The 26,390-nt window shown below is 51.3% G+C and carries 26 protein-coding genes; 5 read left to right on the top strand and 21 right to left on the bottom strand.

Translation table 11 applies throughout. The features are described 5' to 3' along the window. Positions 1-78: 78 nt before the first annotated feature. The gene (gene bioH, locus AC51G0_RS00695; protein WP_496300269.1) at positions 79-849 is read right to left on the bottom strand and encodes a pimeloyl-ACP methyl ester esterase BioH; all 771 of its coding nucleotides are present in this window, start codon (positions 847-849) and stop codon (positions 79-81) included. A gap of 60 nt (positions 850-909) precedes the next feature. Between bioH and AC51G0_RS00690 the strand changes: the two genes are divergently transcribed. Together AC51G0_RS00690 and nfuA are read left to right on the top strand one after the other, a co-directional pair. Then, complete coding sequence (locus AC51G0_RS00690; RefSeq protein ID WP_496300268.1) at positions 910-1,605, top strand: ComF family protein; 696 nt, start codon at positions 910-912, stop codon at positions 1,603-1,605. Between the two features lie 134 nt (positions 1,606-1,739). After that, the gene (gene nfuA / locus AC51G0_RS00685; protein WP_496301828.1) at positions 1,740-2,318 is read left to right on the top strand and encodes a Fe-S biogenesis protein NfuA; all 579 of its coding nucleotides are present in this window, start codon (positions 1,740-1,742) and stop codon (positions 2,316-2,318) included. 305 nt (positions 2,319-2,623) lie between these two features. Here the strand turns inward: nfuA and AC51G0_RS00680 are convergent, their stop codons facing one another. The 6 genes from AC51G0_RS00680 to AC51G0_RS00655 all read right to left on the bottom strand — a co-directional run bounded on the left by AC51G0_RS00680 (position 2,624) and on the right by AC51G0_RS00655 (position 7,820). Beyond that, positions 2,624-2,980: a 3D domain-containing protein gene (locus AC51G0_RS00680; RefSeq protein ID WP_496301827.1), complete on the bottom strand. Its 357-nt coding sequence runs from the start codon at positions 2,978-2,980 to the stop codon at positions 2,624-2,626. A 140-nt stretch (positions 2,981-3,120) separates the two neighbouring features. Then, positions 3,121-4,470, bottom strand: a complete 1,350-nt coding sequence (dinF, locus tag AC51G0_RS00675; RefSeq protein ID WP_496300267.1) for an MATE family efflux transporter DinF — start codon at positions 4,468-4,470, stop codon at positions 3,121-3,123. 149 nt (positions 4,471-4,619) lie between these two features. Further along, the gene (cyoE, locus tag AC51G0_RS00670) at positions 4,620-5,540 is read right to left on the bottom strand and encodes a heme o synthase (protein ID WP_496300266.1); all 921 of its coding nucleotides are present in this window, start codon (positions 5,538-5,540) and stop codon (positions 4,620-4,622) included. A 4-nt stretch (positions 5,541-5,544) separates the two neighbouring features. After that, the gene (locus AC51G0_RS00665) at positions 5,545-6,588 is read right to left on the bottom strand and encodes a COX15/CtaA family protein (protein WP_496300265.1); all 1,044 of its coding nucleotides are present in this window, start codon (positions 6,586-6,588) and stop codon (positions 5,545-5,547) included. Positions 6,589-6,597: 9 nt separating this feature from the next. Continuing rightward, a complete protein-coding gene (locus AC51G0_RS00660; protein ID WP_496300264.1) occupies positions 6,598-7,146 on the bottom strand; it encodes a redox-active disulfide-containing membrane protein in 549 nt (182 codons plus the stop codon). After that, positions 7,143-7,820, bottom strand: a complete 678-nt coding sequence (locus AC51G0_RS00655) for an SURF1 family protein (protein ID WP_496300263.1) — start codon at positions 7,818-7,820, stop codon at positions 7,143-7,145. The genes AC51G0_RS00660 and AC51G0_RS00655 overlap by 4 nt, the downstream gene beginning before the upstream one ends. Positions 7,821-7,847: 27 nt before the next feature. Between AC51G0_RS00655 and AC51G0_RS00650 the strand changes: the two genes are divergently transcribed. Then, the gene (locus tag AC51G0_RS00650) at positions 7,848-8,054 is read left to right on the top strand and encodes a DUF2909 domain-containing protein (protein WP_496300262.1); all 207 of its coding nucleotides are present in this window, start codon (positions 7,848-7,850) and stop codon (positions 8,052-8,054) included. 82 nt (positions 8,055-8,136) lie between these two features. Here AC51G0_RS00650 and AC51G0_RS00645 read toward each other — a convergent pair whose 3' ends face one another. From AC51G0_RS00645 to lexA, 6 genes are all read right to left on the bottom strand, one after another. Further along, positions 8,137-9,039: a cytochrome c oxidase subunit 3 gene (locus AC51G0_RS00645; RefSeq protein ID WP_496300261.1), complete on the bottom strand. Its 903-nt coding sequence runs from the start codon at positions 9,037-9,039 to the stop codon at positions 8,137-8,139. A 9-nt stretch (positions 9,040-9,048) separates the two neighbouring features. Then, a complete protein-coding gene (locus AC51G0_RS00640; protein WP_496300260.1) occupies positions 9,049-9,612 on the bottom strand; it encodes a cytochrome c oxidase assembly protein in 564 nt (187 codons plus the stop codon). Positions 9,613-9,623: 11 nt separating this feature from the next. Continuing rightward, positions 9,624-11,267: a cytochrome c oxidase subunit I gene (ctaD, locus tag AC51G0_RS00635; protein WP_496300259.1), complete on the bottom strand. Its 1,644-nt coding sequence runs from the start codon at positions 11,265-11,267 to the stop codon at positions 9,624-9,626. Positions 11,268-11,281: 14 nt separating this feature from the next. Next, positions 11,282-12,433: a cytochrome c oxidase subunit II gene (gene coxB, locus AC51G0_RS00630; RefSeq protein ID WP_496300258.1), complete on the bottom strand. Its 1,152-nt coding sequence runs from the start codon at positions 12,431-12,433 to the stop codon at positions 11,282-11,284. Between the two features lie 236 nt (positions 12,434-12,669). Further along, positions 12,670-13,467 carry a class I SAM-dependent methyltransferase gene (locus tag AC51G0_RS00625; protein ID WP_496300257.1) on the bottom strand — a complete coding sequence of 266 codons (798 nt, stop codon included), beginning with the start codon at positions 13,465-13,467 and terminating at the stop codon, positions 12,670-12,672. 139 nt (positions 13,468-13,606) lie between these two features. Beyond that, positions 13,607-14,224 carry a transcriptional repressor LexA gene (lexA, locus tag AC51G0_RS00620; protein WP_496300256.1) on the bottom strand — a complete coding sequence of 206 codons (618 nt, stop codon included), beginning with the start codon at positions 14,222-14,224 and terminating at the stop codon, positions 13,607-13,609. Between the two features lie 346 nt (positions 14,225-14,570). Between lexA and plsB the strand changes: the two genes are divergently transcribed. Then, positions 14,571-17,021, top strand: a complete 2,451-nt coding sequence (gene plsB, locus AC51G0_RS00615) for a glycerol-3-phosphate 1-O-acyltransferase PlsB (protein ID WP_496300255.1) — start codon at positions 14,571-14,573, stop codon at positions 17,019-17,021. Between the two features lie 428 nt (positions 17,022-17,449). Here plsB and ubiA read toward each other — a convergent pair whose 3' ends face one another. Both ubiA and AC51G0_RS00605 read right to left on the bottom strand, forming a co-directional pair. Then, positions 17,450-18,310 (bottom strand): 4-hydroxybenzoate octaprenyltransferase, encoded by an 861-nt coding sequence (ubiA, locus tag AC51G0_RS00610; RefSeq protein ID WP_496300254.1) that lies wholly within the window; start codon positions 18,308-18,310, stop codon positions 17,450-17,452. Then, complete coding sequence (locus AC51G0_RS00605) at positions 18,301-18,849, bottom strand: chorismate--pyruvate lyase family protein (protein WP_496300253.1); 549 nt, start codon at positions 18,847-18,849, stop codon at positions 18,301-18,303. The genes ubiA and AC51G0_RS00605 overlap by 10 nt, the downstream gene beginning before the upstream one ends. A gap of 169 nt (positions 18,850-19,018) precedes the next feature. Here AC51G0_RS00605 and AC51G0_RS00600 point away from each other — a divergent pair, with 169 nt between their 5' ends. After that, the gene (locus AC51G0_RS00600) at positions 19,019-19,432 is read left to right on the top strand and encodes a flagellar basal body-associated protein FliL (protein WP_496300252.1); all 414 of its coding nucleotides are present in this window, start codon (positions 19,019-19,021) and stop codon (positions 19,430-19,432) included. Positions 19,433-19,490: 58 nt separating this feature from the next. Here the strand turns inward: AC51G0_RS00600 and glpD are convergent, their stop codons facing one another. From glpD to rpoH, 6 genes are all read right to left on the bottom strand, one after another. Then, on the bottom strand, positions 19,491-21,011 hold the full coding sequence (gene glpD, locus AC51G0_RS00595) for a glycerol-3-phosphate dehydrogenase (RefSeq protein WP_496300251.1): 1,521 nt from the start codon (positions 21,009-21,011) through the stop codon (positions 19,491-19,493). 226 nt (positions 21,012-21,237) lie between these two features. Then, the gene (locus AC51G0_RS00590) at positions 21,238-21,999 is read right to left on the bottom strand and encodes a DeoR/GlpR family transcriptional regulator (RefSeq protein WP_496300250.1); all 762 of its coding nucleotides are present in this window, start codon (positions 21,997-21,999) and stop codon (positions 21,238-21,240) included. Between the two features lie 97 nt (positions 22,000-22,096). Next, complete coding sequence (gene glpT, locus AC51G0_RS00585) at positions 22,097-23,467, bottom strand: glycerol-3-phosphate transporter (protein WP_496300249.1); 1,371 nt, start codon at positions 23,465-23,467, stop codon at positions 22,097-22,099. A 277-nt stretch (positions 23,468-23,744) separates the two neighbouring features. After that, complete coding sequence (glpG, locus tag AC51G0_RS00580; protein WP_496300248.1) at positions 23,745-24,575, bottom strand: rhomboid family intramembrane serine protease GlpG; 831 nt, start codon at positions 24,573-24,575, stop codon at positions 23,745-23,747. Positions 24,576-24,593: 18 nt separating this feature from the next. Continuing rightward, a complete protein-coding gene (gene glpE / locus AC51G0_RS00575) occupies positions 24,594-24,923 on the bottom strand; it encodes a thiosulfate sulfurtransferase GlpE (protein WP_496300247.1) in 330 nt (109 codons plus the stop codon). A 520-nt stretch (positions 24,924-25,443) separates the two neighbouring features. Then, entirely contained in the window at positions 25,444-26,304 is an 861-nt protein-coding gene (gene rpoH / locus AC51G0_RS00570) for an RNA polymerase sigma factor RpoH (protein WP_496300246.1), read from the bottom strand. Positions 26,305-26,390: the final 86 nt, after the last annotated feature.

Here is a 26,390-nt window from a genome sequence, read left to right as displayed (position 1 = left end):
CCATTTGATTGATATCGGCACCATTTTCGAAAAGTTTAAGAAAATGTTACCAATTCGCCACACATGACCAGTATTCCGTTAAGGCTGCTCGATAAAAGCACGCAATGCCTTCACAAACTCCTCTGGATGCGAGATGAACGGAGCATGCGATGCCGCGGCAAACACCTGCCGCTCAGACTGCGGAGCCAGTTTATCCAGCGCGGCGGCAACTTTCACCGGCACCAGACCATCAAGACGACCATACAAACGCAACCAGGGCTGGGTGATCTGGGCCAGCTGATCCCGCAAATCGACGTCAGCCAGCAACTTCAGTCCAACCGCCAGCGCCTCTGGGTTTGGCTGGGGACGTGATAGCACCGCCTGCTTCAACAGCTTGATATCCTGGCGTGCCGTCGGGCTACCCATAGCCTGGAGCGCCATAAAACGCTCAACCGTCAGCTGAAAGTTATCACTCAGTTGACACTGAAAATCATCCAGAACCTGAGGTTGAATACCTCGCCATGTGTTTTCTGCTGCAAAGCGCGGGGAGCTGGCAACCGTCACCAGCTTGTTTACCCGATCAGGTGCCTGTAGGGCAGCCTGTGTTGCCACCAGCCCTCCCAAGGACCAGCCCAACCAAATTGCAGGTTCTGGTGAATATTTAAGCAATCGATGTGCCATCTCTTCGATATTTTCAGCCGGTAACTCGCGACTGTGACCATAGCCGGGTAAATCCACTAAATGAACACGGTAATGCTGTGTCAACAATGGCAGGAGTTGCTGCCAGACCGCCCCGTTCATTCCCCAGCCATGAATGAGAACCAGATCCGAACCTTGGCCTTCAGTTTGCCAGTGTAGCTTGGCTGTCATTTACACTTCCTTCTTTAAACCACAGAACCAGGCTATCACCAGCCCGACAGGATGGTAAGGATGTTATCCCCTTTACCGCTAAGATCAATCTTTCAATGGACCAACCAGCAATGCCAGCTGTGTCACTTGCCACTGCGCCGCCATGAAAAAGTCTGGTGCCAGCACTGTATGGCCCGCTTTCCCCAGCCCCCTTATTGCTCACGCTGTGGGGCCACAACCCTCACACCAACCAGCCAGTGCGGCAGTTGCCTATCAGCCCCCCCACCCTGGCAGCAATTTTACCGGCTCGGGGAATATGGTTTTCCCTTGCGCCAACTGGTCCACCAGCTCAAGTTCAACGGTAAGTTCTGGCTTGCCGAGCCGCTCGGGCGCCTTCTCGCCCAGCAAATTACCCACCCGGCACCATGTATCCTTCCTGTTCCTCTGCATCCGATACGCAAGTTCACTCGTAGTTTCAACCAAAGCACGTTATTGGCCCAGGCGGTTGCCAGAGAAACGGGTAGCCAGTGTCTGCCCAGAGCATTGCAGCGAACCCGCCACACCCAAGCTCAGCGCCAGCTGAGCAAGGGAGAACGCAAGAAAAACCTTCACCAGGCATTTATACTTAAAGCAAAGCAGCTACCCGACCATGTTGCCATCGTCGATGATGTCGTGACAACAGGCAGTACCGTGGCCGAACTGACCAACCTCCTCCTAAAACAAGGAGTTAAGCAAGTTGATATTTACTGCCTCTGCTATACCCCGGCGATGAAATGATCACAGAAAAAGCGCAAAACGGTGGCAGAACTGTGATGAAATCATAGCCACAGCGATTAGGGGGTGATACAAAGTGCGTCTAAGAGTAGAATAGAATTAATCTTACTAAATAAGTCAGGTATTACGTCGTGTCTATGATTACTATTTCTGAAAATGCTCAACAGCATTTCGGCAAACTTCTTGCTCAACAGCCGGAAGGCACCAACATCCGAGTATTCGTGGTTAACCCTGGTACTCAAAACGCAGAGTGCGGCGTGTCCTACTGCCCGCCGGAAGCGGTTGAAGCAAGCGATACTGAAATTAAGCTTGAGCTATTTTCTGCGTTTGTTGATGAGCTAAGCCTTCCTTTCCTGGATGATGCAGAAATCGATTTTGTAACAGACAAAATGGGTTCTCAGCTAACATTAAAAGCACCGAACGCCAAAGTACGCAAGGTGTCTGACGATGCATCGCTAATGGAGCGTGTTGACTACGTTATCCAAACTCAGGTTAACCCACAGCTGGCTGGCCACGGCGGCCATGTCTCTTTGGCTGAAATTACTGAAGACGGTGTCGCGATCCTCCAGTTTGGCGGTGGTTGTAACGGCTGTTCAATGGTAGATGTCACCCTGAAAGAAGGGATCGAAAAAGAGCTGCTGGCCCAGTTCACCGGTGAACTGACCGGGGTACGCGATGTAACCGAGCACGCCCGTGGTGAGCACTCTTACTACTAAGCGTGAAACATCGCAAAGCGAAAAAGCGAGAGCCAAGGCTCTCGCTTTTTGTATTCTGGGTCCTGGGTCCTGGGTCCTGGGTCCTGGGTCCTGGGTCCTGGGTCCTGGGTCCTGGGTCCTGGGTCCTGGGTCCTGCAGGATTCGAGAGCCTCGCGGAAGAGTCAAGCTCTTGTTCTTCCTAGAAACCTAGGGCCTGCACTTCCAAGAACCTAGGATCATTATTCCCTTGCACTTTCAAGTAAAACCAAGCGACATAAAAAAGCCAGCCCGGTTGAGGCTGGCTTTCTTTAATTTTAAGCTCGCACTTAAGAGTCGATAACCGTAATGGTGACCGCGCGGCGGCCCCAATTCTTGGCCGCCTGGATATCTTTACCCATATAGATATCAATCTTGCGACTCCAGCGCTTGTTCATTTTATCCAGCACTACATATTCACCGGGCAGGCCAGAGATTTTGACCTTGGTACCATGGGTGATCCCCATCTTCAGCAGATCTCGGGAAACTGCAATCACCTTCATACCCGGCTTCAGGCGATCGCCCCAAGCCGCAATATTGGGGTTGTTGTTGGTCTGAGCCCGAACCGAGTTATAGGCCGTTGCCGTTACCTTTAGCGATTTTCCTTGCATACTTGCCAGTGCGGAAGTTCCCCAGCCCAGCGTCATCACGGCCAATATGAAGCCAATTACTGCTTGTTTCATTTGTACTACCTGTTCAATAACTGAACGCATTTAAACAAATAGCATGGTTGATGTGTAGCCTTTTTTTGATGCAAAAATAACCAACTCACGTTGAGAAAATCTAACTAGTTGTTTGCACTGGCAGGTTCCAGAAAAATATTTTTTTGCCATTGGTAGGCAAATATCACCGCCAGCCCGATCCCCCGCATCGCCATAAAGCCGAGCATCGCTCCCCATAGCGCATGGTTGCCAAAACTCGCCAACAGCCACCAAACCACAAAGAAACTGCAAATCGCCGCAAACATACTGTTACGCATTTCCCTGCCCCGAGTGGCACCAATGAAAATACCATCCAGCAGAAAACACCACATCGAGACTAAAGGAACGGCAGCCAGCCACGGCAAATACTGTGCAGCCTCCTGCTGTACTTCGGGGATATTCGAGATCAGGCCAATAATATCAAGGCCAAACAGGGTAAAGGCCAGCGTAATAAATAGCGATATCACCAGGCTCCAGAAAGTGGTGCCGACCAAAGAGCGTCCCAGCTCTTCACGGCTCCGAGCCCCAATGGCTTTGCCCACCATGGCTTCCATCGCATAGGCAAAACCATCCATTGCGTAAGACACCAGCATCAGAAAGCTCATCAGCACCGCATTGGCAGCCACCACATTATCACCCAATGTCGCCCCCTGGAACGTCATAAAGGCAAAGGCCAGCTGCAGGCACAAGCTGCGTAGGAATATATCGCGGTTCAGCTTCAACAGCCGTCCCATCCCATGGCGCACAGAGCCTATTTTATCCCTTAACGCCGGCAAGGCCTGGGCGATCCACTGGCGAGAAACAAACCATAGCCCCAGTACCAAGCCGCTGTATTCGGCCAGTACCGAGGCCGCCGCGGCGCCTTGCACCTTCCAGCCGAAGCCCAGAACAAAAAGCATATCCAAACCGATGTTTACCAGGTTGGTGACGATCAGCAGCCACATAGGCAATTTGGCATTTTGGGTACCGAGCAACCATCCCATGATCACCAGGTTAGCCAAGGCAGCCGGCGCCCCCCAGATCCGGATCGAGAAATACTGCTCGGCATAGGTTTTCACCTCAGCGCTGGCACTGCTGAAATGGAAAATCATTTCGGCCACCGGCTGGTGAAACACAATCAGCAGCAGGGCCAGCAGCCAGGCAAGTGCAATTCCCTGCACAAACACCCCGGCCTGGGCATCTTTGTCACAGGCCCCATAGGCCTGCGCGCTCAAACCAGTGGTCGCCATACGCAAAAAGCCGAGCAGCCAGAAGGTCACGTTGATCATAGTGCCGCCCACGGCAACGCCGCCTAAATACCAGGCATACTCAAGATGGCCGATCACCGCCGCATCCACCAGCCCCAGCAAGGGTACCGTAATATTGGATAACACCATTGGAAGCGCCAGGGCAAAAACCTGGCGATGTAACGAAACATCCCTTAACGCTGCGAGCACGATAGACCTCAACCAAATCGGCCTCCGAAATCCGGGGGCCGAAATAACAATCAATAAAGGTCCACAGTGTAGCGACTTGCTGGCGGTGACAAAAGCCAGCAAAAGCGTTAACTGGATAATTGGCTAAAAGAGGTTGCCCGAACGTCTACTCACCACCAAGCCAGCAGCCAGTGATCGACAAGCAATACCACGAACAAGGCCAGCAAGTGCCAAATTGAGTATTTAAACGTGGCCCATGCATGGCCGGGAACATCGGCAAACTTCAACTTGACGGCATAACCGATAAAGCCGAGGTTCAGCAAGCCGCTTCCAACCAGATATAGCCCGCCGCTCATTCCGGTGAGCCAGGGTAGCAGGCCAACCAGTGCCAACATGACGGTATAGAGCAATACCATGGTTTTGGTAAATTCTATCCCATGGGTCACAGGCAACATCGGGATCCCAGCCTTGGCATAATCATCCCGGCGATGGATCGCCAAGGCCCAAAAATGCGGTGGTGTCCAGGTAAATACCAGCATCACCAGCAGCAGGGCATGCGGTTCAAACTGGCCGGTAACGGCTGTCCAGCCGAGCAACGGCGGCGCAGCCCCTGCCAGGCCGCCAATCACGATATTCTGCGGTGTGGCATGTTTCAGCCACACCGTGTAGACCACGGCATACCCCACCAAGCTAGCGAAGGTCAGCCATGCTGTCAGTGCATTCAGTTGCCACAGCAAAACAAAACCGACCACCATCAGGGCTGATGCAAATATCACGGCCTTGTAGGTTGCCACCCGTCCCTTGGCGAGCGGGCGATGATGGGTTCGCGCCATTTGGGCATCAAAACGGCGATCCAGCACATGGTTAAATGCGGCCGCGGCGGCTGACTGTAACCCGATCCCGGCAAGCCCGAGCACCACCGCCTTTACTGGCGGAATACCCGGAACGGCCAGGCACATACCGACCAAGGCGGTCAGCAGTAACATCGCCACCACCTTGGGTTTGGTCATGGTCAGGTAATCCTGCCAGACCCGCTGGCGATAGTTGGCTGTTCTGATGCTGGCATTACCAGCCACCTGTAATTTAGCCATGATTTCAGCCCTCCCTTGCACTATTCCATTGACTCCGTAACGGCGTCCGGCAACTGTAGATGTGATAGTTTGTGGCAACCAATGTTAGTAGCAACACCGCGCCTACCAGGTTATGCCCAACCGCCACCATGAGTGGCAAACTGGCCACAATATTGGTGATCCCCAACGACAGCTGGATAAGGAGTACGCCACCCACCGCCACCGCCAAACGCCGCAGTACCGCGGACTGCCATAGCCGCCATATCAGTACCAGCAGCACCAAGGTCGTGATAGCCGCACCCAGCCGGTGGGCAACATGGATAGACACCCGCTGAGGAAAATTCAGGACCCCATATTGATAGCTATCATGCTCAGGCTGGATCGGATTAAATGCTGACAACTCAAAATGCTGCTGCCAGTCCACTTCGCAAATAGGTAACTGGGTACAAACAGCAGCAGCGTAGTTTGCGGCTGTCCAGCCACCCAGCGCCACCTGCCCTACCGTGACAGCCAATGCAGCGGCGGCCAGCAATGAGGCACCTGACAATGAATGGGAAGAGGATGGCCGGTAAATCTGACTGACAATACGGGCTTCACGGCGGCGTACCCTCAACGCAAGCAGGAGCAACAGGGCTGCGGTGGTAAAGCCCCCCAACAAGTGCCCCATCACCACCACGGGCATCAGGGCCATGGTGACAGTCCACATTCCGAGCACGGCCTGAAAAACTACCGTCCCTAGCAGCAAAGCGGGTAGGCCCCGCGGGGTATTCCTGCGGCGCCAGGCAACCAAGTTGATGATGGCAATGAGCCCCCCCAACGTACCAGCGGCATAGCGATGGAACATTTCATTCCACGCTTTGTCTGCTTCAACCGGGCTATCGGGAAACATAGCCTGCGCCTGGAGCTGTTGCTCACTGGTTTGCGGTACGGTGGCAAAACCATAACACCCGGGCCAGTCCGGGCAGCCAAGTCCAGCTTCCGTCAGCCGGGTATAGGCACCGAGAGCAATCACACAGAGGGATAGCAGAAAGGTTAGGTAAACAAGGTATTTGAAGCTAAACAACCGCATAGGCCCTCCTTAGCCAATTTTAGACACTTTCAACAGCCGCTTCAGATCACGCAGTACATCCTTGCCCTGAGCGAGAATGGCGGTTTGTCCTTTGACTAAAGGATAGGCCATCATGACATTGCCTAGGGGATCGGCGATATAAATCGCCTTGGCGCCATATTCCAATGTTCGTAGCTGCTCCACCACATGCGCCGGCACAAGTCTCTGCTCCACACCCTGTACCTGCTTGTCGGCCTCAGCCGACAAACGGGGAAAATCAGCCTCCGCGACCAGCAGTACACTGCCCACTCTATCCTGCTCAGCACCGACAGCCTGTGGGATCTGGCGAAGGTTAAACAGAGCACCAACACACAGCTCATCGCACTCATCCGGCATCAGGTACACCAGCTGCCACTTACCATTTTGACTAAGCCAATCAGATGCCAAGGGGGTGGACAGCAACTCGCCGCGGTTGGTCACACCTCCCTGATACCAGTTCAAATCCAGTACTAGCTTGGCCAGCACCACAGGCAACAAAAACGCACTGAGTAGCAACAACAACGTTCCGTGTATCTTCATACCTTGCTCCGTTTCAACCACCAAACCGCTAGCCCACTTATTGCGACTGCCATCAAAAACCACTGCGCTGCATAGGCATAATGTTTCTGGGGTCCCACAACAACCGGTGTCCATGTTTGTTGCAAGGCAACCGGGTTTTCAGGGTTTATCTGCAACACCCATGGCCTAAGCGGCAGTGCCATTTTCTCGCTCAACTTGTCGATATGTAGGTTCTGTACTCGTAGCGGCCAATCAGAGCCCAGCGGCACTGAACTCAGCTCCAGCAGTAATGAAGGAGGAGCTATCACCCCTGAAATCCGCAACTCCCCATGGTGTTCAGGCAACACGGGCGTTTGGTCCCGGTAATCAGGCGCCGCGATCCAACCGAGGTTAACCAGCACCCAGCCCTTATCAGCCGAAAACGGGTACAGCACGTGATAGCCCGGCCGACCACGGTAGAGCTGGTTATCCAGCAGCACCGCCTTGCTATGATCAAACTCACCATGCAAGGTTAGGCTGTACCAGCGTGGATCACTGGGTAAGCTGGCCAAACTGTAATACATCTGCTCGCTGCGGTACTTTAGCGCCGAATTCAGCATCTCTTTATCCTGTGCTCGCGACATTTGCCACAGGCCAAGCTTGACCAATGTCACCAGTACCGCCACAGTAAAAAGTATGAAACCGATCCTTCGCATGCTCACCTGTGATCTGTTGGAGTGCCTATGCTGCTAAAAGCCCTTATTGTCTGCCTGCTGATCTTTATTATCTTGAACCTGTTCCGTGCCCTGCCCGCGATGCTCAAAGGCCAGAGCAGTCAACCCATGACCCGCTACCTCGGCCGACGAGTCCTGATTTCCGTTATCGTCTTCGTCCTACTGCTGATCGCAGTAGCCAGCGGTTACATCACCCCGAATCCAAGGCCATACTGAACGCTAAGATGAGGGGAGACGGAGAAAGAACATCGGCCTTATTCCCCTTGCTTCTCGCTTCTCGCTTCTCGCTTCTCGCTTCTCAGAGTATATAGACGAAGACAAACAGCCCGAGCCACACAACATCGACAAAGTGCCAATACCAGGCTCCGGCCTGAAAGGCAAAATGCTTCTCAGGCGAGAAGTGCCCTCTTAATACCCGCAACCAGACAATAAACAGAATCAAGGTTCCCAAGGTCACATGCAGGCCGTGAAAACCGGTAAGCAGGTAAAAAGTATTGCCGTAAATACCGGAATCCAGTGTCAGCCCCATATCCTGATAAGCGTGGATGTACTCAACCCCTTGAAGATACACAAACAATGAACCCAGCAAGACGGTCAGTAACAAAAACAGTGTGAGCCGTGGCCGGTTGTTCTGCTCTAGGGCCGTATGGGCAATATGGACCGTTACCGAAGAGATCAGCAGGATCATGGTGTTGTATAGCGGCAGCCCCAATGCTCCCATGGCCTGGGTTTCCGTTCCGCCCGGTGTCATCACCAACGGCCACTGGGCAATAAATTCCGGCCACAGCACCGCATGGGTCATGGCATTGTTTCCAGCCCCACCGAGCCAGGGAATGGCAATCATACGGGCGTAAAACAAGGCCCCGAAAAAAGCGGCAAAGAACATCACTTCCGAAAAAATAAACCAGCTCATGCCTTGCTTGAATGAGCGGTCCATCTGACGGCTGTAAAGCCCGCTCATCGATTCTTGAATGACATCCCGGAACCAGCCAATCAGCATCAGCAGCAGCAGGCCGACACCGGATAATAAAATCCATGGTCCCTGTCCGTTAAATAGCTCGCCTACCGTGGCACCTGCGCCAAGGGCGATCAGAAACAGGGCAATGGCGCCGACAATGGGCCAGATACTAGCTTCCGGCACATAATAATGCTCATGCGGCACTTTTATCGATTGATCATGTTCAGTGTATGGATTCGCCATCTTTCAACCTCATTGCGTTTGTGCCGTGGCAGGCGGCTGGGCGTTATATAAGGTGTATGCCAACGTCAGGGTGTTAATATCTTCCGGCAGTTCCGGATCCACATAGAACACAAGGGGCAGCTGTGCCGACTCCCCTGCCTCCAGCGGCTGACGGTTAAAGCAAAAGCATTCAATTTTGTTAAAGTAGCGGGCACCGAGTCCCGGGGAGACCGAAGGAACAGCCTGGCCAACGCTTGCACTGCGAGTCAGGTTACGCGCCGCATAGTTGATGGTCTGGGTTTGGCCGGGATGCACGACAACCCGCCGTACCTCCGGCTCAAAGGTCCACTTCATTCCCGGGTTAATATAAGCAACAAACTCAACCGTCACCTGACGCTGGGTATCGATGTTCTGGCTGCTAACCGTTGGCGTATCTGCAGTCTTACCGTTAATGCCGGTAATATCGCAGAACACGTCATAGAGAGGGACAAGTGCAAAGGCAAAGCCAAACATAGCCACTGCCAGCCCGACTAGGGACCAAAGCGAACGTTGCTTGTCGCGTTTTGCCTGCAACGGCTCAGACGGCTTGCTCATAAGACTGCCTCCTAATCAATCTTCGGTGGGGTAGAGAAAGTATGATGGGGTGCCGGCGAGGCCACCGTCCACTCCAGTCCTTCAGCCCCGTCCCATGGCTTGGCCGCTGCCTTCTTGCCACCGCGGACACATTTGATCACCACCCACAAGAAGATCAACTGAGACAGGCCGAACAAAAAACCCCCGATACTCACCACGGCATTAATGTCCGCAAACTGCAAGGCATAGTCAGGGATCCGGCGCGGCATTCCAGCCAGGCCGAGGAAATGCATCGGGAAGAACAGGATATTGACCGAAACAATCGAGCACCAAAAATGCCATTTCGCCAGCTTTTCATCGAACATATATCCGGTCCATTTAGGCAGCCAGTAATACGCTGCCGCCATAATCGAGAAAATAGCGCCCGATACCAGCACATAGTGGAAATGGGCCACCACAAAATAGGTATCGTGGTACTGGAAGTCCGCCGGGGTGATCGCCAGCATCAGGCCGGAAAACCCGCCGATGGTAAACAGCACAATAAAGGCAATGGCAAACAACATCGGCACTTCAAACGTCAGCGAGCCGCGCCACATGGTCGCCACCCAGTTGAACACCTTGACCCCGGTCGGTACCGAGATCAGCATGGTGCAGTACATAAAGAACAGCTCAGCGGCGACCGGCATGCCGGTGGTAAACATATGGTGTGCCCACACCAAAAAGCTCAAACCGGCAATCGAGGCCGTGGCATACACCATTGAGCTATAACCAAACAGCTTCTTGCGGGAAAATGCAGGGACAATCGCCGAAATAATACCGAAACTCGGCAAAATCATGATGTAGACTTCCGGGTGACCGAAAAACCAGAAGATATGCTGGAACATCACCGGATCCCCGCCGCCTGCGGCATCAAAGAAACTGGTACCGAAATACTTGTCGGTCAGCACCATGGTCACCGCCCCGGCCAGTACCGGCATCACGGCGATCAGCAGAAACGCAGTGATCAGCCAGGTCCAGGCAAATAGCGGCATCTTCATGTAAGTCATCCCCGGCGCACGGAGGTTAACGATGGTCACAATCACATTGATTGCCCCCATGATAGAGCTGATCCCCATGATATGGATCGAGAATACGAACAGGCCAGTGCTTGCCGGGCTGAATGTCGTCGATAGCGGCGCATAAAAAGTCCAACCAAAATTAGGACCGCCACCTTCCATAAACAGCGAGGCCAGCAGGAGGGTAAAGGCAAAAGGCAGGATCCAGAAGCTCCAGTTGTTCATCCGTGGCAGTGCCATATCCGGCGCCCCAATCATCATCGGGATCATCCAGTTAGCCAAACCGGTAAAGGCTGGCATAACCGCACCAAAAACCATGATCAGGCCATGAACAGTCGTCATCTGGTTGAAAAAGTTAGGATCGACCAGCTGCAGTCCCGGTTGAAACAACTCGGCGCGGATCACCATGGCCATCGCCCCACCCACCAAGAACATGGCGAAGCTAAACATCAGGTACAGCGAGCCGATGTCTTTATGGTTAGTCGTAAACAGCCAGCGTTTTAGCCCACTCTGGTGATCGTCGTGATGAACCTGGACTTCTTCAGTCTGGATTTTTTTAGCCTGGTTTTTTTTAGCCCGGGTTTCTTCGATCTCAGCCTGTTCACGCAGCATATCCGTCATTATCCCAATCTCCCTTAAAGCTCTTCACCATCGAGAACAGCCTGCACTTCTGCCGCCTGAACCGTTTCACCCGTATTATTTCCCCAGGCATTGCGCTCATAAGTAATCACCGCCGCCAGCTGTTTCAGGCTAAGCTGGGGACCAAACGCCTGCATAGCAGTCCCATTCCGGCCATGCACCACGACACTGATATGTTCGAGCTTCTTCGCCGGCTCAATCGATACCCCTATCCCAGCCAATGCCGGAAAGGCTCCCGGTATACCCTGGCCATTCACCTGATGACACATCGCACAGCGCGTGTTGTATACCTGCTCGCCCAACTCCATTAGCTCATCCATCGACATCTGCATCGCCAGCAGGCGTTGCTCTTCTTCGTAGGCTTGCTGCTGGGTAACCTTGGTCGCCTGTAGCCACTGGTCGTACTCTGCCTGTGGCTTGGCAATCACCACGATTGGCATAAAACCATGATCCTTGCCGCACAGTTCAGCACACTGTCCACGGTAAATGCCTGGTTTGTCTATCCGGGTCCAGGCCTCATTGATAAAGCCCGGGTTGGCATCTTTCTTGACTGCAAAATCCGGCACCCACCAAGAATGGATCACATCCTGCGAAGTGATCAAAAAGCGCACCTTCTGCCCGATCGGTAATACCAGGGGCCTGTCTACTTCCAGCAAATAATTGTCACGTTTATCACGTCGGTTTTCGATTTGAGCTGTTGTTGTCGCCAAATGTGAATAAAACTCAACATCTTCGTCAAAATAGCTGTAATGCCATTTCCACTGCGAACCGGTGATCTGAATCGTGATGTCAGATTCTGAGGAATCTTCCATTGCCAGCAGTGTATTGGTGGCCGGAATTGCCATCAGAATAAGAATAACGAAGGGAATAATGGTCCAGAGGATCTCGACCTTGGTACTTTCATGGAAGGAGGCCGCCACAGCCCCTTTGGATTTGCGATGATGAATAATGGCCCAAAACATTACCCCAAATACCACAATGCCGATCACGACGCAGATATAGAGAATGGTCATATGAAGATCAAATACACGCTGGCTGACGTCAGTGACTCCCTCCGTCATGTTCAAGCGCATTGTTTCCGTTTCGGCAGCCACAGGCAGCGTCAAAGCCGCAACCAGCACTCCCCAGATCAATTGGCGATTCTTCACCCGGATCCCTCCTTTCCGTCTTCCTGATTTACTTCAAGAGCAGGTCAATATAAGCACCTTTCCCTCTAATCATGAGCAAATTAGTGCTAGCGCGATTAACACTTTATTTACATTTAACTTAGGACAGGATCGAAAAAATGAGCAATAAATTGACCAGAAAAAAAGAAACACCTTAAAGGAACATTAAGGCTGGAGAACTAATAAAGGTAAGGAGTAAAAACAGGGGCGCAGGGAAACTACAGCCGGATATGCACAAGCACCGGCGTTAGACGATATTTTAAACTGGGAATTTTGGCAATCCAACGCTGCCAGGTATGCCAACGGGTACAGTGATGATCTAATGGGCTGTGGCTGCTAACCAACTCGGCCCAGGGTAACCAGTTCAACACCTGCTGTACCGGATCTTTATAGCCGTGACGGTAATCGCCTGCCCCCATTTTGGTTGCGATCGCCGAGCCGCAGCGATCGCCAGCAATCACCAGGCACGCCTCAATCTGGCTAAAGTGGCAACCAATACGCTGGATGAAATGGGCCAGCTCACTGCTATTGCATTGCAGCAGAGCCTGATCACACAGCAGCAGTACCGGCGCATTGGTCATCACCGGTAGCGACTTGAGCCAGGATAGATCAGTCACCGAGCCAGATCGCATCGTATAGCGCTCGCTACGGTGAAACAGGCGTTCTCGCCACAGTAGGTTTTCATCGGTATCAAGCTCGAACCAGCGGCAGCGGCCATTATCGAGGCGATAAAAGCGGGTATCGAGGCCGGCACCGACATTGATGATCCAACCGTTAGGGTGGCGGCGTAAAAATTGCTGGACTTGGCGATCACACTGCAGGGTCAAGGTTGCATGGAGCAACTGGCGCTCTGTCACATTGCCCGACAAACAGTCAGGCTTGAGGTAGCACTGGCTGCATGCAGCGGCAGCAACGGGATCATAGATCAGGCCATCATCCTCCAGGCTCTCGCGACTACGCAGCCATAAAGGCTGCAGCAAGGCTGTAGGTATGTGGTAGCGGGAAGAATTGGTCATTATCACCTCCATCTGATCATGATGAGATGATAATGACTATCATTAACTTTTGCAAAACATTCCACACAAAAAATGTACAGACCTTTTGCAAGGCTACAAAGGTGGGGGCCTATCGGCTTAGCCACCGACGAACCAGAGATTACATCCAGTCGGCGTTGCGGATCACACCGACGGCAATACCTTCAATCGATAAGTGCTGATGGTTCAAGTCAACCACAATAGGGGCAAACTCTTCATTTTCCGCATGCAGCAACACCTGAGAGCCTTTTTTCTCAAGGCGCTTCACGGTGACATCATCCTCAACACGGGCAACGACCACCTGGCCATTGTGGACATCCTGGGTTTTATGGACAGCCAGTAAATCACCATCCATGATACCGATATCTTTCATACTCATGCCATTGACCCGGAGCAGGAAATCAGCACGAGGCTTAAACAGTGCCGGATCCACTTCATAGTGAGTCTCGACATGCTCCTGAGCCAGGATCGGCTCACCGGCAGCCACCTGACCAATCAACGGCAAACCTTGATCGCCTGCATCATCATTGATAAGCAGGCGGATCCCGCGGGAGGCTCCCGGAATAATCTCAATCACTTCTTTACGTGCCAATGCTTTGAGGTGCTCTTCGGCAGCATTGGCGGATCGGAATCCTAGTTCACGGGCTATTTCAGCACGTGTTGGCGGCATTCCAGAATCTTCAATTTTTGCTTTGATCAAATCAAAGACTTCTTGTTGGCGCGGCGTTAACGGCTTCATGATTCACCCTGTCTTTTTATACAGTTCACTGTGAGTATATCCAGTGTTAACAAAGTTGAAAAGACAATTGTTTACGAAAAGAGCAATTTTCCTATCATCCGCAACAAATGCATGCACAGTTCGATACCATTAGTTGGAGATGTTAAGTGCCAGCCAATACCAATTGGTAGCATAAATTCCCATAAATATTAGATGAACAATTAATATGCAGCACAAGAACAATGAGTTAGTACAAAATATCATTCAAAATGATATTTAACCGCAAGTATGTGGTATTTCGCTGCAAAACCACACGCATTTTCTGCTATCCTTGCCTCGCATTAAGAATTCGAGGCTAGTAAAAGATATGTCAAGTTGGCAGAAAATCTATCAAAAACTATTGAATTTGCCGCTTTCTCTGCTGGTTAAAACCCATTCAATACCCTCTGATCCGGTCGCCGATCTGGAACTAGATTTAGAACGACCGATTATCTATATTCTCCCGTTTCGCTCTAACACCGATCTGATGACATTGCGCAGCAGTACCCAAGAGCTGGGACTGCCTGATCCGCTGTCACCATTGGAAATCGATGGCAAGCCATATGTGCGCTACGTATATGTATCCGACGGTCCAAGCGTGTTCGGTTCAGATGGCGAGCTCCCGCAAGAGTCTCTTGATCTGTTCACCGCTCTACTCGAGCAACATAAGCACGATACCGAACTCGATCTCCAGGTCATTCCAGCTGCCATTTTGTGGGGCCGAAAGCCCGGCAAGGAAGAAAACCACAAACCGGTGCTTCGTCCGCTCAATGGTCCTGAAAAATTCTTCACCATTTTAGCCCGGGGCCGAGACTGCATGGTGCGCCTGAGCACCCCGGTTTCGCTACGTTATATGGCCGATAACCACGGAACCGATGACTCTATCGCCCACAAGCTGGCACGCGTGGCCAAAATCCACTTCTCGCGCCAGCAGCTTGCGGCTTCCGGCCCTAAACTGCCAGAGCGCCAGGCGTTATTCAAGCGCCTGCTAGCCTCCAAGGCCATTGAAAAGGTGGTCGCGGAAGAAGCCCAGAGCCGAGATGTTCCCATCGAGAAAGTACGCAAAGAAGCCATTGATATGATGGAAGAGATTGCGGCTGACTTCTCCTATTCACTGATCAAGCGCGGCGAGCGCTTTCTTGGCTGGCTATGGAATAAGCTCTACCAGGGACTGAACATCCATAATGCCCAGCGCGTACGTAAGCTGGCCCAGGATGGACACGAAATAGTCTATGTACCTTGCCACCGTAGCCACATGGACTACCTGCTGCTGTCTTACGTTCTGTATCGTGAAGGCCTGGTCCCCCCGCATATCGCAGCCGGTATCAACCTTAACTTCTTCCCGGCAGGGCCTCTTTTCCGCCGTGGCGGTGCCTTCTTTATTCGCCGTAGCTTTAAAGGCAACCGCCTATATTCCACGGTTTTCCGCGAATACCTGGCAGAGCTGTTTGCCAAGGGCTATTCCGTCGAATACTTCAGTGAAGGCGGCCGATCCCGTACCGGTCGCTTGCTTCCAGCCAAAACCGGGATGCTGTCGATGACCATTCAGGCGATGCTGCGCGGCCTGAACCGCCCGGTTACCCTGGTACCGGTCTATATCGGCTACGAGCATGTGATGGAAGTCGCTACCTACGCCAAGGAGCTACGCGGCAAACGCAAAGAAAAAGAGAATGTCGGCCAGGTACTGCGTACCCTGCGCAAACTGCGCAACCTCGGTCAGGGCTATGTGAACTTTGGTGAGCCAATTTCGCTAAATCACTACCTCAACGACACTGTCCCTGAGTGGCACAAGGACATCGATCCGATTGAACCGCAACGCCCGCAGTGGCTAAGCCCGGTGGTAAATGATCTGGCAAACAAGATGATGACCCACATCAATGATGCTGCTGCCACCAACGCCCTGACCCTATGTGCTCTGGCCCTACTCTCGGCTCGTCAGCGTGCTCTGAGCCGCGAAGAGCTGGAGCAACAAATCGACTGCTACCTGCAACTACTGCGCAACGTACCTTATTCAGGCCAGTGCACCATGCCTGAAGAAGATGCGGCCACCTTGGTTAAGCATGCGATGCAGATGGATAAATTCATTGTCGAGCGTGACAGCCTGGGGGATATCGTCTCCCTTGACCGCCAGCAATCGATCTTAATGACTTACTATCGCAACAACATTATCCACCTGTTTGCCCTGCCATCGCTGATCGCCCATATTGTGGTCCAGCACCAGCGCTTGAGTATTGAAGCGATCCACCAGCAAGTCGAGTTGCTGTACCCGTTCCTCAAAGCCGAGCTATTCCTGCGCTACGAGAAGGAAGAGCTCAGCACAGTGATCGATGCCCAGATCGCCGAGCTGGTTCACCAACGCCTGGTACTGAGTGACGGTGAATCTATTGCGCTAAATAGTGCCCGCATTGGCCCGCTGCAACTACTGGCACGTACTATTTCGGAAACCCTGCAGCGCTACACAATCGCATTGACACTGCTACGATCCGAGCCGCAGCTAATGAAGAGCGATCTGGAACAACAAAGTCAAATGATGGCCCAGCGCCTGAGCCGCCTGCACGGTATCAATGCGCCGGAATTCTTCGACAAGGGCGTGTTTGCGACACTGGTTAAAACCCTGCGAAACGAAGGCTACTTAAACGATGAATGCCATGCAGTCTCCCGCCCGGTTGAAAACCTGGCTGACTTGCTGGCAGCTTTGGTCTCACCGGAAGTCAAGCTGACCATCCAGGCTGTGATGAACCGGGAAGATAAAGTTGAAGAGCTCGAGCCAAGCGCGTGAAGCGTGAAGCGTGAAGCGTGAAGCGTCGCAGATTGTAAAATCGAAAAAGCGAGAGTCGATAGCCGGCTCTCGCTTTTTTATTTATCAAATCATTGTAAGCATGAATTCTCACGTCTCGAAGCGGAGCACACCCGGAGCGAAGCATAACTCGCTTCCGAGGCAAGCCTTTCATGTACAGCTTGTACAGCTTTTTGACTACTGTAACTCAATTGCTCACAAAGCTGCACAATACAAGCCGCAAAACATAAGGTATTGTTAAATAACAAAAACAATCAATCCATTATAATGCTCTTATTCTGCCCAACAGCTTGTACAGCTTTTGGGTGGTAGAAAGTCAAAAACCTCACCAGCCGTAAACCTTTCCTTCTTTTATCCCGGAAAACGGGTATAAAAAAAGCGCCTTGCGGCGCTTCTCAATGAATAAACGATCAGCCTAGGCAAACACTGGCAGCAATACCGATACATACCAACATCCCAACATAGTTATTGTTGAGGAATGCCTTGAAGCACGGTTCGCGCTCACGGCTGCGGATCAACATCTGCTGGTAAACAAACAAGGCCGCCGATAACAGCAAGAACCAGAAATAAATCTGAGACAGCCCCTGCATGGCACCTACCGCAATCAAAACAACCAGGGCCGACAGCTGAAGTAAGCCGACAATAATCTTATCAAAGCGGCCAAACAGGATAGCCGTCGACTTGATCCCAACGTTCAAATCATCATCACGGTCAACCATTGCATATTGGGTATCATAAGCAATGGTCCACAAAATATTGGCAACAAACAACAACCAAGCCGCTGCAGGGAGTTCATTGGCCTGTGCCGCGTAGGCCATCGGGATTGACCAGCCAAATGCCATTCCCAGTACCAACTGAGGCAGGTGGGTATAGCGCTTCATAAACGGGTAGGCGGCAGCAAGCAGCAGGCCAACAACCGATAGCATGATAGTCAGCGTATTCATGGTCAGCACCAGTAAAAACGAGACCAGAACCAAGAAGCCAAACAAGCCAAGGGCTTCTCGCTCAGAAACTTTCCCCGACGGCATCGGACGCTGGGCCGTACGCTTTACATGACCATCAAAATTACGATCGGCAAAGTCATTGATCACGCACCCCGCCGCACGCATAAAGATCACCCCGAGCACAAAGACCACCAGTACCTGTGGGTTTGGAAAGCCATCGGCCGCAAGGAACAACGCCCATAGCGTAGGCCAAAGCAGTAGCAAGCTGCCGATTGGGCGGTCAAATCGCGCGAGTTGCCAATATGCTTTTGCTTTGCTCAATTCCAACTCTGACTCTCCTTTGCATATACCGGGGCATCTTCCAAAAACAGCTCCGCCACCAGCAGAGGCTTTTCATTTATCCATAACCTTGAGCGCCGAGCCCACAATGGGTCCTCGCCAGTGCTAACATTGGCCACCACCAATGCATCACGCCGGGCACTGCGATCAGTGAAGACCCGAAAGCCCAGTGGCATCTCACCAAGTTGCTCCAGATCACTTTCCTGACCAGTCAACGTCGACAATGGGATCAATGTACGGGCAAACACCCAAGGGATCCCATCCCCCATCAGCACCACTTTCCGCAACAGGCAATCGACATCACCAATTAATGCCCGTTCATCGGCCAATAATTGCGCCTTGTTAATTTTTGACTGCTCTATCAGTGACACCGTGAAATGGTCGCAATGGCGCTGAAAGCGCCGCGACAATGAATCCGGTTCAAGCAACCAATGCCCAAACTCTGTCCCTTCAACGGCTGTCTCTTCCGGTGCCTGCCACTGGGCACGGTCCAGCAAGGGTTTGTACAACTGCTTGAATTTCGACATCTTTCTAATATAAACCCCACCAAACAGTCATCAAAAGCTTGGTAGAATACGGTTAATTTATTACCATAAGGAAACACTATTGTAGCAAGCTGTAACGGGTACGAATATCGTTACGATCGAAAGAACGCAATTCATTGTCTGAAAAGGCTGTAAATCCATGAGTGTAATAATGAAACCGACAATCTTAGGCTTCACCCTATTTTTTGCTGCCCTGCTGACACCGCTTTACGCCTTAGCAGAAGATGCGGCTATGGCTGCACCACAGTACACTTATTACACCCTTGAGCCTGACATCACGACCAACTACATCACCCAGGGGAAAAAAATCGGTTACCTGCGACTACAAGTCGACTTGATGGTGTCCGATCCGGATTTAATTAAACAGGTCGAGCACCATGCCCCGCTGATCCGAGATGCGATTATTAACATTATCGGCCAGCAGCCAGAAGCTAGGATCAAGTCCCTGGCCGGCCGGGAAGAAATCCGTCAGGCCTGCCTCCATAAGGTCAATGAGCTGCTGATCATGGAGACCAACCAGAGAATTCTCACTGAGTTGCTATTTACCAAGTACCTATATCAGTAGTAACCCAGATCAAAAAAGGCGCTCAATGAGCGCCTTTTTTCTTATCGATATCGACTGTTTAGGCTGCAGCAACAGACTGCACGGGACGCTTTGCCAAGATATAGTCCGCAACCGCCTTCTGCTGATCAGGGTTCAGGTACAGGCCCAGCTTGCTGCGACGCCATAGGGCATCTTCGGCAGCCTGCACAAACTCATGCTCTATCAGATAGTCCAGCTCGCGGGCATAGAGGCCTTCACCAAAGTGCTGCCCCATACCTGCTTCAGCACTGATCCCGTCGAGCAGCTTTAGTGCATAGGTACCATAGTTGGTCGCCAATCGCTCGGCAGTAAATCGTGTCAGCCATGGACACTGCTGCTGCAGGCTCGTTGCCAACTGCGGGCCATCAAAATCCGCTTCCCCGCCAGGCAGGTAGGAATCAGCCGTCCAGCTTTTGCCCATCTGAGGGAAGAAAGGTGACAGCTTGGTCATTGCCGCTTCTGCTAGCTTACGGTATGTCGTCAACTTACCACCGAATATTGACAGCAACGGCGGATGGCTGCCTTCCTGCTCCAGCTCCAGCGTATAGTCACGGGTAATAGCCTGCGGAGAATCCGACTCATCATCACAGAGCGGCCTTACGCCACTGTAGGTCCAGACCACATCCTCACGTTGCAACTTCTGGACAAAGTGGTTGTTATAAACATCCAGCAGGTAATTAATTTCATTATCATCAATCGCCACCTCGCGCGGATCACCCTTATATTCCACATCTGTGGTACCAATAATAGAAAAACGATCCAGGTAGGGGATCACAAAGACAATCCGGCTATCTTCATTTTGCAGAATGTAAGCCTGAGGCTGATCATGAACGCGTGGCACCACTATGTGCGAGCCTTTGATTAATCGAATATTGCGCGGTGATGGTGCTTCCAGGCTCTGATCATAAAACGCCTTCACCCACGGGCCGGCGGCATTGACCAAAGCATGTGCTTTACGCTCAAAGGTTTCACCAGTCAGCATATCGCGAATGGTGACCTGCCAAAGCTCACCCTCTTGTACTGCTTTTTCAACCTTGCACCGATTGCGTACTTCCCCACCGCTGGCAGCCACTTCCATCGCATTCAGCACCACCAAACGTGCATCGTCGACCCAGCAGTCAGAATATTCAAATCCCTTGGTGATTTCCGGTATCAGCACCGAGTCCTGACCGAACTTCAACCCCTGGCTAGACGGAAGCGTAGTACGCTTACCTAAATGATCATAGAGAAACAGACCGGCACGGATCATCCAGGCCGGACGAAGATGGGGACGATGTGGCAAGCGAAAGCGCATCGGACGGGCAATATGAGGAATTTTACGCAACAGCACTTCACGCTCGGCCAGTGCCTCGCCCACTAAACGAAACTCGTAATGTTCGAGGTAGCGCAAGCCTCCGTGGATCAACTTAGAGCTGGCCGATGAGGTCGCAGAGGCAAAATCACTGGCCTCAAACAACCCAACACGCAACCCGCGCCCTGCTGCATCAGCAGCAATACCTGCGCCGTTAATCCCGCCACCAACGACAATCAGATCCAATACTTCAGTTGTTGCTACCCTCATACCACACCTCATTCGAAACCAAAAAAGTTCAAAAACGCTCACTTATGTTCGTTATCGAGCATCATAGTCGAGATTTTGATTAAGATCATCATTTATATTTTCGATTTGTTACATAAATATGAAGCAGGTAACAAGAATGATAAAAAACGGGCTACCATTTCTGGCAGCCCGTTTCACTATCGAATGAGGAGGTTGTCTGTGGTCCGTCACTTTGACAGACACATGACTAACCAATGATTTCAGTATGAATTTCGTTTTCTATCAACCGCTTAGACAACTCTTCAGGTGGCTTCTGATCAGTGAACAACATATCAATTTGGCTGATGTCACCCAAATTGACCATCGCATTACGGCCAAATTTAGTATGGTCGACCCCCAGCATGACGCAACGGCTATTTTCGATAATAGCCTGCTTCACCCGCACTTCGTGATAATCGAAGTCCAGCAAAGAACCATCGAGATCAATCCCACTGATCCCCATGATGCCGAAATCCAGCCGGAACTGGGAGATAAAATCAAGGGTAGCCTCCCCGACAATGCCGCCATCGCGATTACGAACTTCCCCCCCAGCCAGGATCACCCGGAAGTCATCCTTGCCAGTCAAGATACTCGCCACATTCAGGTTGTTGGTTACAACACGTAGATCGCTATGGTCAAGCAAAGCACGGGCAACTGCTTCTGGGGTGGTACCGATATCGATAAACAGTGTGGCACCATCCGGGATATGCTGCACCATGGCCTGGGCAATACCATCTTTTTCGGCTAGCTGCATAACTTTACGGGTACTGTATGAGGTATTCACCGAACTTGACGGGATCGTCGCACCACCGTGATGACGGCGAATTTTATTATCGGCGGCCAACTCATTGAGATCGCGACGAATAGTTTGCGGGCTGACATTAAAACGCTCAACCAGATCGTCAGTGCTGACGTAGCCCTGGGTTTTAACGAGATCGATGATTTCCTGGTGACGTTTGCTTTGCTTCACGACTAACGCTGCTCCTAGTTGCAACAAGGCTCCGCGAATGCGAAGCCTTGTCATATTACCTAGAGCGTTACCAAGATGCCAATGATGGCGATCTCAATCACGCATTTTGCTCTACACTGCCACTGATAGCTTCTTTGTGCAGCTTACTTTCACCGATCAACGCCAAGGTCAGGAAGAAGATCGACAAACCACAGGCTGAAGTCAGTACCATGAAGCCGCCATCCCAGCCGAAGTGGTCAACGGTGTAGCCCAGAACGGCGTTTGCCGCGACTGCACCACCAAGGTATCCGAACAAGCCAGTTAGACCTGCAGCAGTACCTGCCGCTTTCTTAGGAGCCAACTCCAATGCATACAAACCAATCAGCATAACCGGACCGTAGATCAGGAAGCCAATCGCAACCAGTGCCATCATGTCGATCATTGGGTTGCCTGCCGGGTTGAACCAGTACACCAACACAGCGATCGTTACCAATGCCATAAACAAGATCCCTGCCGGTGCACGACGCCCCTTAAAGAACTTATCTGACATCCAACCACACAATAATGTGCCAGGGATACCCGCCCACTCATACAGGAAGTAGGCCCAAGATGATTTATCTACCGTAAAGTCTTTTACTTCACTCAGATAAACCGGTGCCCAGTCCAATACCCCATAACGGATCAGGTAAACAAAGGCATTCGCAATCGCAATGAACCACAATAGCTTATTGTTGAAGACATACTTGAAGAAGATTTCCTTCGCTGTCATCTCCTTCTCATGTGATTCATCATAGTTATCAGGGTAATCATCTTTATGTTCTTCAATCGATGGCAGACCACAAGACTGCGGTGTATCACGCATTGCCAACAGGGTGAAAGCCGCTACCAGCAAGGCGAAGAATGCTGGCACATAAAATGCTGTACGCCAGTCGTCATTGAACGCCCAAAGCCCAAGCAGGAACATCGGACCGATCAGGCCACCACCCACGTTGTGGGCAACATTCCAGACCGATACAATTTCACCACGCTCTTTGCGTGACCACCAGTGCACCATCGTCCGCCCACAGGCCGGCCAGCCCATACCCTGGAACCATCCGTTCAGGAACAGCAGAATGAACATTGCTGTAATACTACTGGTTGCCCATGGCATGAAACCGAAGCACAACATCACCAAGGCTGACATCGTCAGGCCGGCCGCCAAGAAATACCGCGGATTCGATCGATCCGATACGCTACCCATCAAGAACTTAGACAAACCGTAAGCAATGGACACAGCCGCCAGAGCCACACCCAAATCACCCCGGCTGTAACCATACTCTTCAATTAGAAAAGGCATGGCCAAACTGAAGTTCTTACGTACTAGGTAGTAACCGGCATAGCCAAAGAAAATACCAACAAAGAGCTGCCAACGTAGTCGCTTGTAGACGGGATCAATCTGGCCATCGGACAGACGCTCCGTATGCAAGGCGGGTTTAAAGATGCCAAACATAAGATGTTCCTTAAAAAGTTGTTGTTGTTGTTTTAGCGATGGTTTGCGTAAACGCAATATAGGGCGAGCGAAAATAACCAATACCGCTCAAGATATGCAAATTATTGCTCGAATGAAGATAATAAAATGTGAAAAGAATCAAAAACGAAGATTTAATTTCCACCAATGGTGCTTTTGCTCTAATTTTTACGCAAATATTTGAAGTCTGCCAGCTAATCAACAGATTAGGTGAACTTCGATAAACGACAATTCACCTTTATATAGGAAGTAGCTTTACCTAACGACGCAACTTCGCATCCAGTAATGCCAGGGCACAACCGCTGACTAAACCAAACAAATGCGCCATATTGGCGATCGACATGCCAAGCGGCTGGGCGAAGCCAAGTACCAGCCAGGCCAGCATGAAAATAACGTAAGGTTTGGGGATCGACAAACCGCGCTGTGGCGCCAGCCAGCCCATCCACCAGATATAACCCATCAGCGCATAGACCACACCGGACAGGCCGCCAAAATTCGGCCCATGGAGCCAGAACTGGGCAAAGCCGGAGATCAATGCCGAGATCAGGAATACCTGTACCAGTTTACTGCTACCACTATGGCGCTCAAGCTGCCCGCCCAAGATCCACCACCACAGACAGTTGAAGAGAATATGCAGGGTAGAGAAATGGATCAGCGCATGTGAAAAGAAACGCCATAGCTGCCACTGATCGCCATCCATCACCGGAAAATGGAACACATTGAATACCGGCTGCTGAAATCCAAACAGCCAGAGCCCATAGACAGCAATAGCGACAACCATCACCGACAGGCTAAAGGGTCCAGCCTGTGATTTGATGATCGCCAGCAAATTCGGGCTACTATAATAAAATTTCGCCGTCCGTGACTCAGCAACATCCCACGAAGCCGCCTGGTACTTACGGTCTTGCGGGTTGGCCAAAAACAGATTGAGCTCTGCCTGTGCTTCCACCAAATACTGTGAGTCCTTCAGCCAGATAGCAAACATCCCTTCCGGCTCTGGAGCCAATGTCAGGGCAATCCCGCGCGAAGCCATATAGTCGATAAACGCCTGTGCCTGGCGGGGGTTGTTTAATCCGGCTAACCGATGCATCTATTACTCCGTGAAGGCCTATGCCCGTTGAATACAAGGATACGCCTGGCGACGCCAGGCCTCAAAACCACCATCAAGACTATACACGGTTTCATAACCTTGATTAATCAAGTATTGTGCCGCACCCTGGCTACTAATACCGTGATAGCACATCACGACAACAGGTTGCTCGAAATCAACCTTGTCCATGAACTCAACCATTGTATCATTGGTCAAGTGGAAGGCAGACTCCGGATGTGACAAAGCAAAAGATTGCGGATCACGGATATCTACCAGCACGGCTTCTGAATCAGGTTGTTGTAATAATGTGTATGCCTGCTCTACCGAAATATGCTCAAACTGTTCCATGACTGCCTCGTTCTCTATCTGATCAGGCTACCCGCAGCGATAGCCTGCTATATTATTCAAGTCGCGATAATGGCTTGATCTTGCTGGCCCACAAAAACGTGACGATCATCCGATTTTGGATCCCGCTACAAGATGTCAGTCCAATTCTCGCTGGTGCACATTGTACCCCACAAAGTTACTCACAACCTCGCACAGAAAGTAGGGCTTTGCCCACCATGGATAATCCGCACTAATATCAGGTATGACAAGGCATAACAAGGACACTCCCCTTTCCCCAAACCGCTCACTGATCAAAATACCACCAGCTGTGGAAAAAGCTGTGAATAGCGTTGATAATGTGTTTTATGAAATCTGGATCCACTATATGTAGATCGGATCCGATCAAAAGCTGTGGATAAGAGTGAATATAATTCACAGCTATACTCACAAACGTGAGGTATATCTCAGAAAACAAGCATAAAAAAACCGGCTCTAGGCCGGTTTTCTAATATTCTTCATTGTGGATAATTTGCGAGGATCTTTAAATGGTCTCTCCGACCGCTTCTTTCAGCTTCTTCATCGCATTTTTCTCCAACTGGCGGATCCTTTCTGCAGAAACACCATAATGATCAGCAAGCTCCTGCAGCGTCGCCTTCTGCTCATCCAACCAACGGGATCGCACAATATGCTGGCTACGTTCATCCAGGCTACCTAGAGCGAGGGACAACCGGTTGTTTGCATGTGCTTCCCAGTTATTCTCTTCATAGCTCAGTGCAACATCAGACGACTTGTCTTCCAGGAAATACACCGGTGCGGTATAACCGCTATCTCGATCGTCATCTTCAGAAGGCATTTCAAAAGCCGGATCTTGCGCTGCCAGACGCGATTCCATCTCGCGGACCTCGCTGGGATCAACGCCTAGCTGCTCGGCAACCATCTCCACTTCGGCATTATTGAACCAGCCAAGACGTTTTTTCGACTTACGCAGGTTAAAGAAAAGCTTACGCTGGGCCTTGGTGGTCGCCACTTTCACGATACGCCAGTTACGCAGTACGTATTCATGAATTTCAGCCTTGATCCAGTGCACAGCAAAAGAAACCAGACGTACCCCTACTTCAGGGTTAAAGCGCTTCACCGCTTTCATCAGGCCAATGTTACCTTCCTGAACCAAATCCGCCATTGGTAGGCCGTAGCCTGAATAGCCACGTGCAACATGCACGACAAAACGCAAATGGGACATAACCAGGCCTTTTGCCGAATTAATATCACCATCATAATGCAGACGCTCAGCTAACTCGCGTTCCTGCTCGACCGACAGCATTGGGTAGCTGTTGACGCTCTGGATATAACTATCCAGGCTATCTGCGGAAACTAGAGCCATTGAAGTCATCTCTTGTGCCATTCAACAAACCTCGTGTGTTTTTTGTACCAATGGGAAATTGCTTGAACCTGCAATGATGCCCAGAAAACAGGCACCTTTGCAAGCGA

It is taken from the genome of Photobacterium sp. HL06, from assembly GCF_059552575.1.
This window is presented reverse-complemented; position numbering and strand designations above follow the sequence as displayed.